We start from the raw sequence: 12,576 nt of genomic DNA, 5'->3' as shown, positions 1-12,576 counted from the left end.
TGGCTTCACATTTCACTGTTACTCCATATATTCACCGTCAGGATTTTCCGCCGGAGGCTGCTGCTGAGGTCCCGTACTGATGACGAGGTTAATCTTCGTCCCTTTGGAGACGCTGCTGCCGACACCTGGATCACAGCTCACGACAAGCCCCGCGCCCACATTGTTATTTGCCTGGTACGTGACCGTGCCCACAGACAGTCCCGCATTGCTTATGAGCTGTCTGGCATCGCTCTCGGATACACCGGTGACAGGCGGGACACTTATCTTCTCTTCCGGCTTCTTGCCGCTGCTGACCGCAAAGTCTACCGTCGTGCCTTTGGATACCTTCTTGCCGCCGTTCAGGCTCTGTGATACGACATTTCCTTTTTCCACGCTGTCATTATAATCGTATGTCACGGTGCCGGCCGACAGGCCTGCATTCGCAAGGGCATCTCTGGCCGCGCTTTCGCTCATGCCGCGGATATCAGGCACAGTCTTCTTCTCGGCTCCTTTGCTTACCTTCATGATTATCTCGGTATCTTTTGTCACCTTAGCATAGGCGGAAGGAGTCGTTCCGATGACATCGCCTTCCGCCACGTTGTCATCATAGACGAATTCTGAACTGCCGACCTTCAGCCCTTCATCCTCGAGCGCCCTCTGGGCATCAGCTTCACTCATGCCGCTGACGTCAGGCACGGTAATCTCGTCCCCCACAAGGTCAGAGCTTACCACTACTTCTACGGTTGAATTCTTCTTGACTTTCTTGCCGGCCTCCGTCTTCTGTTCGCTGACCGTACCCTTTTCATACTTCTTCGACTCTTTGCGGGCCACGACTTTCATGCCAAGGCCTTTTTTCTTAAGCGCCGCCTTCGCGTCATCCTCCGTCATGCCGACGATATCAGGAACTTTGACTTTGCCGGTATCCGTCTCTTCGGTATTGATCTTCGGCCCGAACTTGAAGATGCCCGCGGCCTTTCCAATCGTGAAAATCAGGATGAATACTATGATTACCACGACCACGATCGTCAGGATCTTCATAATCTTGTTCATCCTCGGATTTACTTCATCGGAATTCTTCCCTTTTCTTCCCCGCTTCGCGCCGGCCCCGTCCTCATCGTATTCATCGTCGTACTCGTCCTCATCATACTCGCCGTCGCCATATTCATCGTCGTCGTATTCGTCATCTTCGTATTCGTCGTCATCATAGTCATAGTCATCTTCGTCATACTCATCTTCATCGTCGTAAGAACTGCGTATGTCATCCAGCTCTTCATCAGTGATTATGACCGTGTCCGCATTGCGGAGCGGCGGAATAACGACAAAATCCCCATCCGGATCTACCAGCGAGCGCTTCAGGTCCTGGATGAGCTCAGTCGTACTGCCGTATCTTCTTTCCGCGTTTTTCTGCGTACACTTCAGGATGATCTGTTCCAGGCTGTACGGAATGTCCGGAACAATCTCGGATGGCGGCGTAATCTCTTCCTGCAGATGCTTGATGGCGACAGCTACTGTGGATTCACCGTCAAAAGGCACTTCTCCCGTAGCCATCTCAAATAACGTGATACCTATCGAATAGACATCGCTCTTGGCATCGCTGAAACCGCCCCTGGCCTGCTCGGGAGATGTATAATGCACAGAACCCATAGCATTGGAGCTGATCGTATTGGATGTGGTCGCCTTGGCGATGCCGAAGTCGGTTACCTTGACCTTGCCATCCCTGGATATGATAATATTCTGGGGCTTTATGTCCCTGTGTATAATGTGGGCATTATGGGCCGCCCCGATTCCGGTACACATCTGTATCGCAATGCTTATCACTTCCTTGTGGGACAGTCTCCCCTTCTTCTCTATATAATCTTTTAACGTAATCCCTTCTACCAGTTCCATGACCATATAGTACAGGCCCCGGTCCTCGCCCACATCGTATACGTTGACGATATTAGGATTCATAAGTCCGGCTGCCGCCTGGGCTTCCGAGCGGAACTTGCGGACAAAGTTGTCGTCTTCTTTATATTCTTTCTTTAATACCTTGATTGCCACGTAGCGATTGAGCATATGGTCCTTGCCTTTATAGACATCGGCCATCCCCCCGGCACCAATCTTGCTAAGCACCTCATATCGTTTCCCTAAATAAATTCCATCCTTTACCATGTACTCACCTCATCTGAAAGTGGCTCCGCCATAACAACCCCTATGTTATCTCTCCCGCCATTACTGTTTGCCTTTTCAATCAACATCTGCACCGCTTCCACAATATCTCTTGAACCTTTCACGATGTCAAACATATCTTCGTCTTCCACCATATTGCTAAGCCCGTCTGTACACATCAGTATTGTGTCCCCCTTTTTCAGACGGTACTCATATACATCTGCTTCTACATCCGGCTTCACGCCTATGGCCCTTGTAATTATGTTCTTGTCCGGATGATTCTTGGCCTCTTCTTCCTTTATCCCGCCAAGCCTTACCATCTCCTCCACGAGAGAATGGTCCTTGGACAGCTGCCGTATTTTCTCATTGATCAGATACAGGCGGCTGTCCCCTACATTGGCAAAATATAATGTATTGCCTACCACAGTGGCCGTCACCAGCGTCGTACCCATCCCTTCCAGCTTTACATCGGTGGCAGCGGCTTCTATCAGCTTGTTGTTCGCTGTCGCCACTATCCCCCGCAGTATCTCCTCGGGACGGTCGATAGACGTCTGCTCCAGCTCCTTCCTCAGCACCGTGACCGTATATTTGGACGCAAAGTCGCCGGCTTTGTGCCCGCCCATTCCATCGGCCACCGCCAGCAGATTCGGAAACGGCCCAATGGGCTTATCCGTCACATATACATAGTCCTGATTGACTTCGCGTTTTCTTCCCACATCAGTCATCGCATATATCTTCATCTGATTCTCCCTTATCGCCCGCAGCATGACGTCTGCGAAGCTGTCCGCAGGCCCCGTCTATATCCGAGCCTCTTTCCCTTCTTATAGTAACATTAATTCCGTTTTTTTCAAGTTTATTTTTAAATTCAAGGGCATTTTTACTGTCCGGGCGTACAAAATCACGCTCCTTTATCGGGTTCACGGGAATCAGGTTCAGATGGCAGTTCCGGTGCTTCAATATCCCCGTCAGTTCTCTTATATCCTCAGGTCCGTCGTTTACCCCATGTACGAGGCTGTATTCAAACGTAATTCTGCGGCCTGTCTTTTCAAAATAGTAGTCACATGCATTAAGCACTTCCGTAAGGCTGTACTTATTCGCCACAGGCATGAGGGCCTTCCGCTTCTCCTGGGTGGATCCATGCAGCGACAGCGCCAGCGTAATCTGGAGATTTTCGTCTGCCAGCCTCCTCATGTTCGGCACGATGCCGCATGTGGAAGCGGTGATATTTCTCTGGCTGATATGAAGGCCATGTTCATCGCTGGCCATGCGTATGAACCGGAGAAAATTCTCATAATTGTCCAGGGGCTCACCTGTCCCCATCACGACCACGTTGGAAATGCGCCCCCCAATCCTCTTCTGAATCTGATATATCTGCCGGAGCATCTCGGATGGAGTCAGGTTCCTCATGAGGCCGTCAAGCGTGGACGCGCAGAAACGGCAGCCCATACGGCAGCCTGCCTGCGATGAGATGCAGACGGAATTCCCGTAATTATAACGCATAAGAACGCTCTCCACCATATTGCCGTCCTGAAGTTCAAACAGGAACTTCTCCGTCGGATCCACTCTGGAGACCTGATGTTCCACCGGCACTACTTTCCGTATCTCATACTTCTCATCCAGCTGTTCCCTCAGCTTTTTTGATAGATTGGTCATCTCTTCAAAGCTGTCCGCCAGCCTGACGTGGAGCCATTCATATATCTGCCTGCTCCGAAAGCTCTTTTCTCCTATCGCCTCTATCTCTTTCTTCAATTGTACGTAATCATACGAACAGATATCCTTTTTATCCATGGTTCTCCTTCTGGAAAAGCGCTATGTAAAATCCGTCCCCTTCATCCAGACCGGGAATCATCTGTTTTTCCCGCACAAGGCTGAACGCAGGGTACGCTTCTTTAAACCACCTTGCATTCCCCTCATTCTCTGTCCAGCTGACCGTGCATGTGCTGTACACGAGCTTTCCGCCCGGTTTTACATAATTCTGTACAACCGACAGCATCTTCCTCTGAAGCTCTGCCAGCTCCATCTGCATCTCCTCTGTCATCTTATACTTAAGGTCAGGCTTCTTTCCAATCACGCCGAGCCCCGAGCAAGGCAGATCCGCAATCACGATATCGGCGGAACCCACCGCAGATCTGTCAAGAACCGCGGCGTCCCATTTCACCGCCTCGATATTCTTAAGACCGCTGCGCTCTATATTGTCTTCCAGGAGGCTGACCTTATAGCCGGTCAGATCTCTGGCCTCCACATGGCCGGTTCCGTGCAGCCTCTCTGCCATATGCAGGGCTTTGCCGCCCGGTGCGGCGCACACGTCAATCACCGTATCGCCCTTTTGGGGAGCCGCCCAATGCACCGTACGCATAGAATTGATATCCTGTACATGGTAATAACCCTTGCGGAAGCTCTCAAGCCCTCCGAGATAGTTATATCCGTATAGGTGAAGCGCCGCAGGAAACTCCGGTATCTCCTCCGTGCGGACCCCTTCTTCCCTCAGCATCTGTTCCAGCTCTTCCCTGCTGATACGGTCGGGGTTGAACCGGATCGTCACCGGCTTCTCTTTCAGGAAGTCTTCTGCCATGACGAGTACATTATCTTCCCCATACCGCTCAAGCCATTGTTCAAGGATCCACTTTGGCATGGAATACCTGACCGACATGTGTTCTATGTAATCTTTCGGATAGCCAATCTTATTGATATTGCGGCTGACATTGCGCAATACGCCGTTCACGAACGCCTTAAGGCTTGAAAACCCTCTCTTTTCTGCAAGCTTCACCGCTTCATTGCACACCGCGCTGTCCGGTACGCTGTCCATATATTTCAGCTGATAGACGCCACTTCTTATGATTGCGCATATGGCCGGCTTCATCTTGTTCACTTTTACTTTGGAAAACTGGTTGATCATATAGTCTATCTCTATGAGATGTTCCAGCGTGCCGTTTATCACCCTTGTGATAAACGCACGCTGCTTCTTATCCAGATACTGGTACTTCTCCAGTACATTGCGCAGTGCGATATGGCAGTATTCGCCTTCCCTCGTGATCTGCAGCAATGTGTCCAGTATCAGTTCTCTTTCATTTACCGATGATGCCATACTGTATTCCCCCTCATACGGATTAATCGCTTCTTCTTCCTCCTGTGAGAACGAGTATTCTCAACAGCTGCAATATTGCAGAGGCCGCTCCGGCTACATAGGTCAGGGCCGCGGCGGTCAGCACCTTCTTCGTATCGGCAACTTCACTCTCATACAGCAGGCCTGTACTTCCGAGCAGCCTGACTGCCCTTCTGGATGCGTTAAACTCTACCGGCAGCGTTATAAGCTGGAACAGTACCGCCAGAGAAAATGCGATAATGCCCAGGTTGAGCAGCAGCGCGGAAGAACTGCTGTTTATGAGCAGGCCGATCAATATAAGAGGCCAGGCGATGGCACTTCCGAAATTCGCCACGGGAACAAGAGCACCGCGCAGCGTAAGAGGCGCATAGCCTTCCGCATGCTGAATCGCATGGCCGCACTCGTGTGCCGCTACGCCGATGGCTGCGACAGAAGGTGAATTGTAAGTCGCGTCAGAAAGTCTTAATACTTTGCTTCTCGGGTCGTAGTGATCCGTCAGGTTGCCTGAGACATGCTCCACCTTCACATCATAGATTCCCGCTCCCCTGAGAACGTGTTCTGCCGCCTCCCTGCCAGTCATCCCTGTATGGCTGCGGACACGGGAATATTTATTAAATGTGGCGTTCATCTTTGCCGACGCTATCAGACAGATGATGACGCCGATGATGACTAAAAAGTACGTTGGATCGAAATACATCATTGGGTATATCATTTATTAGCCTCCTTTTACATGTATACTAGCTATTATATATGAAAAAGAGGAAAAATAGCGGTTCTTCATAAAATTTTAACACTTTTTAACCAAGTCCACAGCCTTCTTCAATCTTATAACCTCTTAAAAAGGCGTCTGCTTCCATCCGTTTCTTCCCTGGAATCTGAAGAGAACGCACTTTGAGAAGGCCGTCACCTGTCTGCACGCAGAAGCCGTCTTTCTCTACAGACACGACGGTTCCCGGAGCAGCCTTGCTGTTCTGCGGCACGACATCCGCCTCCCACAGCTTCATCACCTTGCCGTCCCACTTGGTATATGCACTGGGCCACGGGTTCAGGCCACGGATCAGCCGTTCGATCGTCTGCGCGTCGTTCTTCCAGTCGATGCTACCCATATCCTTATGAAGCATACGGGCGTATTCCGTCGTCGCCTCCCCCTGCTTTTCAAAGGCAGCGGTCCCCTCTTCGATGGCTCTCAGCGTCTCCACGCACAGGCTTGCACCTGCCTCCGACAGTTTGTCGAACAGGCTGCCGCCAGTCTCTTTTTCATCCAGCTCTACTTCGGCCTTCATAATCATATCACCGGTATCAAGCCCTTCATCCATCTGCATCGTCGTAACACCGGACACTCTTTCTCCGTTGATGACTGCCCACTGTATCGGCGCTGCTCCCCTGTACTTCGGGAGCAGTGACGCATGTACATTGACGCAGCCAAACCGGGTCATCTCCAGTATCTCTTTCGGCAGTATCTGCCCAAACGCGATGACTACCATGATGTCCGCCTCATATGCGCGAAGCTTGTCTATGCACTCTGCCTCCCTCACTTTCTTTGGCTGGAATACAGGTATCCCATATTCCAGCGCCTTCTCTTTAACAGGAGAATACTGCATCTTCCCTCCCCTGCCCTTCGGCTTGTCGGGCTGCGTAACCGCAAGTACGATATCATGTCCGGCAGCAATCAGCGCTTCGAACGTACCGACAGAAAAGTCCGGCGTTCCCATGAATATAATCCTCATCTTATTCTTCCTCCCCGGACCCCACGTCATGCAGCCCGTCTTTCGTGAGCCCTACATACATATTCCCATCCAGATGGTCTATCTCATGGCAGAATGCACGGGCCAGCAGCCCTGTCCCTTCCAGCTCGCGCTCCTGCATATCTTCATCCAGCGCCCTTACTTTGACGTAATCCGGCCTCGTGACGATACCGTATTTTCCAGGGACGCTTAAGCAGCCTTCCTCTCCGGTCTGTTCGCCGGATGTCTCGATGATCTCAGGGTTGATGAGCACGATCGGCCCTTCTCCCACATCTATCGTCACTATCCGCTTGAGCACCCCTACCTGGGGCGCTGCCAGCCCTACGCCGTACGCTTCGTACATCGTGTCAAACATGTCGTTGATAAGCACTTTCGTACGAAGCGTCAGCTTATCTACCGGTTTACATGTCTTCGTCAATACTTCTTCACCAAGTTCCCGAATCTTTCTTGTCGCCATATGTTTTCCTCTCCTTAAAATACATTCATGGGGTTGAAGTCAAACTGAATCCTCATCGTCTGAAATCCCCTGTTGATTTCTATATATTGTTCCAGCCTGTTCTTAGCTTCCGTGAGCAGGCGGTACTCTTCACTTTTGATGTACAGTACCCTGCGGTACACGTCATTGACCTTACCCACGTATGGGCTCGCCGGTCCGATTACCTGGAGCCTTCCGTTCCGGTCTATCCGCACGACATACTCTTTCAGATAGCCGGCCGCCTTCTCAAGCAGCTGTTCATCCTGTCCTGTCATGAGCACGGCAAGCAGCTGTTCCACCGGAGGATAGCCCATCAGTTCCCGGTAATCCATCTCAGCCTCATAGAACCCTTCATAGTTCTGTTCTGCCGCCATTCGGATACTGTAGTGGTCGGGGCTGTACGTCTGGATGACGACTTCTCCCCCTCCGCTTCCTCTCCCTGCCCGGCCTGCCGCCTGTGTCAGCAGCTGGAACGTCCGTTCGCCCGCCCGGTAATCATTGGAATATAATGACATATCCGCCGCGAGAATGCCGACAAGCGTAACGTTCGGGAAATCGTGCCCCTTGACTATCATCTGCGTGCCAATCAGTATATCTGCTTCCCCGTCTGCAAACGACTCGAGTATCTTCTCATGTCCGTCTTTCTCCCTCGTCGTATCCATGTCCATCCTGAGGACCCTCGCCTGGGGAAATGCTTTCTGAACGATATCTTCTATCTGCTGCGTCCCTGCCCGGAACCCGCCTATGAATGTGGATCCGCACGACGGGCATGCGCTGGCCGAAGGCTCCTCGTGGCCACAGTAGTGGCATACAAGCCTTCCGCCTCTGTGCGATGACAGCGACACGTCGCAATGAGGACATTTTACTACATATCCGCACGCTCTGCAAGAAATGAACCCCGCATATCCCCGGCGGTTAAGGAACAGCATCGTCTGTTCCCCCCGTCCAAGCCTTGCAGCTGTCATCTCTTTGAGCCGGTCGCTTAAGATGGAGCGGTTGCCGGCCTTAAGCTCCTCTCTCATATCTATCGTATACACCTCCGGCAGTTCAAGGCTTTTCGTCCTGTTCTTGAGCTCCAGCAATGTATATGCTTTGTTACGGCAGCGGTAGAAGGACTCAAGTGACGGAGTAGCTGAACCCAGCATGACGCTGGCCCCCTCCATCTCAGCCCGCTTTATGGCCGTTTCTCTCGCATGGTACCTGGGAACCTGCTCGCTCTTATATGTCGGCTCATGTTCCTCATCGATCACAATCAGGCCTAGATTGGCAAATGGTGTAAACAGCGCAGAGCGGGGACCGATCATCACATCTACCTCTCCGGCTTTGACCCGCTCCATCTGATCGTAACGTTCTCCCTGGGAGAGCCTGGAGTTCAAGATAGATACCCGGTCGCCGAACCTCCCGTAAAAACGCATCACAGTCTGATACGTGAGCGCGATCTCGGGAATCAGCACGATTGCCTGTCTCCCTTCCTGTAGGACCCTGTGTATCATCTCCATGTATACTTCAGTCTTGCCACTTCCAGTCACGCCATATAACAGATATGTCCGCCTTATTCCTGCTTTATAGTCTCCCCAGAAAGTCTCGATGACATTCCGCTGTTCCTCCGTATATTGTACTTCCTGCCTCTTCCCTGTCCTGCGCCGTACCGGATTGCGGAACTCCCGCTCAGACTCGAGGGCAAGTATCCCCTGTTCTTCCAGTGCCCGTATCACCGTCAGCGTGATGTTCAGCTTCTTAGTGACCAGATCGTACTCCTGCTCCGGCTGATGCAGAAGGGCTGCCAGCAGGCGTGCCCGTGCCTTCTGGTTCTTGTGTAGATACACGTCCAGCTGTCTCTTCCCTTCCTCCTCGCCAAGAAGGAGCCTTACACGTCTCTTTTCTCTCGGCTGCTCTTTTCTCTTGATCGGAAGCACGGTCTTGAGCGCCTGTATCATCGTACCGCCATAGTAGTCGTGCATCCATGCCGCCAGAGCGACAAGTCTGGATTCGATAGCTAAGCTCTCGTCTGCAATCCGGATAATATCCTTCACTCTGGACAGCTCGTAATCCGTCTTCTCGGACAGTCCGGTGACATATCCTCTCGTCTCCTTGTTGCCACGGCCGAAAGGAACGACCACTTCCGTCCCGACTTTCATCTGCCCTTCCAGCTGCTCCGGAATCCGGTAGCAGAATACTCTGTCCAGTTTTTCATGTGTAATGTCGACAATGATATCAGCGAACATGTGCGCCTTGCTCCTCCAGTATTTCTGCAATGAGCATCCGGTCGTCCATATCGTACTTCACGCCTTTTATCTCCTGATACGTCTCATGGCCTTTGCCCGCAAGTATGATGACGTCTCCCGCGCGCCCATGTTCTATGGCGTACCGGATGGCTTCTTTCCTGTCGCAGATGGCGATATACGCTCCATCGGTCTTTTCTATGCCGGTTATGATATCGTCGATGATGGCCTGCGGCTCCTCGAACCTCGGGTTATCGGACGTGATGACGGTAAAGTCCGCAAGCCTCCCTGATACTTCACCCATCTCGAAACGGCGCGTCCTGGAACGGTTGCCTCCGCAGCCGAACACTGTCACCAGACGTCCCGGCTCATAGTCCCTCAGCGTGTCAAGCAGGCTCTCAAGGCTCATGGCATTGTGTGCATAATCTATCATAAATGTAAAGTCATCAGACACCTTGACCATTTCAATCCGGCCTTTTACCTTCGCCACTTTCAGCGCCTTCCTGATCTCTTTTGCCGGAACATCAAAATGTCTGCATACCGCAATCGCCGTCAGTGAATTATAGACACTGAATTTGCCTGGTATATCTATCTCAACATCAAAATCCATCAGCCCGCCGACATGATATCTGACTCCCAGGTATCCGGGCCTTGAGATGTGTTCGACATTCGTGGCTCTTAGATCTGCTTTTTCAGAGAATCCAAATGTCTCTGTCCTGCACGTCGCATGTCGGAATACATCCTCGAACCATCGGTCATCCACATTGGCAATCCCGAGCCTGCACTGGGTAAACAGAATTCCTTTACAGCGCTTGTAGTCCTCAAAATCCTTGTGCTCGTTCGGTCCGATATGGTCCTCGCCCAGATTCGTGAAGATACCGATTTCAAACGGAATCCCCGCCGTCCTGTGCAGCATCAGCCCCTGGGAAGATACTTCCATGACGACGCTGTCACACCCGGCATCGACCATCTCTTTGAAATACTTGTGTATCGTGTACGATTCCGGAGTCGTATTGCTTGCAGGTATCGTCTTATCCCCGATAACCGCCTCAATCGTCCCGATAAGCCCGACCTTATGGCCCACGCCTTCCAGTATGGACTTCACCATATAGGTCGTCGTCGTCTTTCCCTTCGTGCCTGTGATTCCGATTACTTTGAGCTTCTCTGCCGGATACCCGAAGTATGCCGCAGACATGAGCGCCAGCGCATAGCGGGTATCATCCACATGTATGACCGTCACGGAGTCCGGCGCTTCCACCTGCTTCTCCACGACAACTGCCGCCGCCCCTTTCTCCGCAACTTCTTTCACATATGCATGCCCATCTGACACAGCGCCGCTGATGCATACAAACACGCTGCCCGGGACTACCTTGCGGGAGTCGTTCGTAAGCTCGGTTACTTCCGCCGCATCGCTCCCCTGCACAACTTCATATTCTAAACGTTCCAATAAATCGGTTAATATCATGTTTTTCCTGCCTCCTGGTTTAATCTCATCAAGGGTATTATAACATTAAATATTTTCAAATGCCATACCCTCCGCCGACAAAGGCGTGCACGGTCAGCTAAGGGTGGATTTCCGGCTTCATCTGCGATATAATAGAGTCAAACTGTTGAAAGGGGAATGAAACTTTGAAAGCTTATGAAAGACTGCTGAAGTACGTAGCAGTACGTACACCGAGCGATGAGGACAGCAAGACTGTGCCGTCGTCACAGTGCCAGTTCCATCTGGCAGCAATACTGGAAGAAGAGATGAAAGCACTCGGCCTAGCCGACGTCCATACCGACAGCCAGTGCTATCTGTACGGAAAGATACCGGCGACACCGGGATTTGAGGGACGGACCTCCATCGGCTTTATCGCCCATATGGACACAGTGTCTGATTTCTGCGACCATGAAATCAAGCCTGTCATTACAGAAGATTATGACGGAGAAGAGCTCATGCTTGGGGATAGCGGCCGTGTGCTGAGCGCAGATACGTTCGGACATTTAAGAGGATTGAAAGGATGTACGCTTATCACAAGCGACGGGACTACCATTCTAGGGGCAGATGACAAGGCAGGCATTGCAGAGATTCTGACGATGGCTGAACGTCTGCGTGATGAAGACATTCCACATGGTCCAATCAGCATCGCCTTCACACCGGACGAGGAGATTGGGACAGGGGCCGTCCATTTTAACGTGGAAGACTTTGGTGCCGAATATGCATATACGCTGGACGGCGATACGGAAGGCGAGATCCAGTATGAGAACTTCAACGCGTGCAAAGCCCGGTTCGATATCAAAGGATTCAATGTGCACCCGGGCTCCGGCAAGGACACGATGATCAACGCAAGCCTGGTCGCTATGGAAATCAACTCGCTCCTGCCCGGCATGGAGACACCAAGGGGAACAGAAGGCTATGAAGGCTTCTACCACCTGGTCAGCATGTCAGGGGAATGCGGCGAAGCACAGCTCAACTACATCGTCAGAGACCATGACGGGAACTTCTTCGAGGCCCGCAAGAACACGCTGCGGCTCATCGAAAAGAATATGAATGAAAAGTGGGGGGACAAAACGGTCCGCTTGACGATAACAGAACAATATAAGAATATGGCCGGGATAATTGACGGATGCATGCACCTCATCGACAATGCGAAGGCAGCATGCGAAAAAGCGGGCGTGGAACCGATTATCCTGCCGATCCGTGGAGGCACAGACGGCTGCCAGCTCAGCTACAAGGGGCTTCCCTGCCCGAACCTCGGCACCGGCGGACACGCCTATCACGGTCCGTATGAGCACATCACCGTAGAAGGAATGGATAAGAGCGTGGATATCATCCTCGAGCTGGTGAAGCTATATGCTGGCGATACCAGCATGTAGAATAAGGATGATACGCAGTGCAGCGTACAGACTGCTCCTATAAGG

General features: G+C 51.8%; 10 protein-coding genes. 1 reads left to right on the top strand and 9 read right to left on the bottom strand.

What is annotated here, in order from left to right:
- Window positions 1-18 precede the first annotated feature (18 nt).
- The 9 genes from pknB to E1963_RS05135 form a co-directional block, all read right to left on the bottom strand.
- The gene (pknB, locus tag E1963_RS05175; RefSeq protein ID WP_132275998.1) at window positions 19-2,130 is read right to left on the bottom strand and encodes a Stk1 family PASTA domain-containing Ser/Thr kinase; all 2,112 of its coding nucleotides are present in this window, start codon (window positions 2,128-2,130) and stop codon (window positions 19-21) included.
- On the bottom strand, window positions 2,124-2,867 hold the full coding sequence (locus E1963_RS05170) for a Stp1/IreP family PP2C-type Ser/Thr phosphatase (RefSeq protein WP_132275996.1): 744 nt from the start codon (window positions 2,865-2,867) through the stop codon (window positions 2,124-2,126). The genes pknB and E1963_RS05170 overlap by 7 nt, the downstream gene beginning before the upstream one ends.
- Window positions 2,845-3,915 carry a dual-specificity RNA methyltransferase RlmN gene (gene rlmN, locus E1963_RS05165; RefSeq protein WP_132275994.1) on the bottom strand — a complete coding sequence of 357 codons (1,071 nt, stop codon included), beginning with the start codon at window positions 3,913-3,915 and terminating at the stop codon, window positions 2,845-2,847. Before rlmN ends, E1963_RS05170 begins: the two co-directional genes overlap by 23 nt.
- A complete protein-coding gene (gene rsmB, locus E1963_RS05160) occupies window positions 3,908-5,212 on the bottom strand; it encodes a 16S rRNA (cytosine(967)-C(5))-methyltransferase RsmB (protein ID WP_132275992.1) in 1,305 nt (434 codons plus the stop codon). The genes rlmN and rsmB overlap by 8 nt, the downstream gene beginning before the upstream one ends.
- 22 nt (window positions 5,213-5,234) lie before the next feature.
- Window positions 5,235-5,942 (bottom strand): zinc metallopeptidase, encoded by a 708-nt coding sequence (locus E1963_RS05155; RefSeq protein WP_066573731.1) that lies wholly within the window; start codon window positions 5,940-5,942, stop codon window positions 5,235-5,237.
- Between the two features lie 85 nt (window positions 5,943-6,027).
- A complete protein-coding gene (gene fmt, locus E1963_RS05150) occupies window positions 6,028-6,957 on the bottom strand; it encodes a methionyl-tRNA formyltransferase (RefSeq protein ID WP_132275990.1) in 930 nt (309 codons plus the stop codon).
- Window position 6,958: 1 nt separating this feature from the next.
- Complete coding sequence (gene def, locus E1963_RS05145; protein WP_132275988.1) at window positions 6,959-7,432, bottom strand: peptide deformylase; 474 nt, start codon at window positions 7,430-7,432, stop codon at window positions 6,959-6,961.
- A gap of 14 nt (window positions 7,433-7,446) precedes the next feature.
- Window positions 7,447-9,675: a replication restart helicase PriA gene (gene priA / locus E1963_RS05140; RefSeq protein ID WP_132275986.1), complete on the bottom strand. Its 2,229-nt coding sequence runs from the start codon at window positions 9,673-9,675 to the stop codon at window positions 7,447-7,449.
- Complete coding sequence (locus tag E1963_RS05135) at window positions 9,665-11,137, bottom strand: UDP-N-acetylmuramoyl-L-alanyl-D-glutamate--2,6-diaminopimelate ligase (protein WP_132275984.1); 1,473 nt, start codon at window positions 11,135-11,137, stop codon at window positions 9,665-9,667. Before E1963_RS05135 ends, priA begins: the two co-directional genes overlap by 11 nt.
- Before the next feature lie 164 nt (window positions 11,138-11,301).
- Here E1963_RS05135 and pepT point away from each other — a divergent pair, with 164 nt between their 5' ends.
- Window positions 11,302-12,531 carry a peptidase T gene (gene pepT, locus E1963_RS05130; protein ID WP_132275982.1) on the top strand — a complete coding sequence of 410 codons (1,230 nt, stop codon included), beginning with the start codon at window positions 11,302-11,304 and terminating at the stop codon, window positions 12,529-12,531.
- The last annotated feature ends 45 nt before the right edge of the window (window positions 12,532-12,576 follow it).

This window comes from Extibacter muris (assembly GCF_004345005.1).
GTDB classification, from domain to species: Bacteria; Bacillota; Clostridia; order Lachnospirales; family Lachnospiraceae; genus Extibacter; species Extibacter muris.
This window is presented reverse-complemented; position numbering and strand designations above follow the sequence as displayed.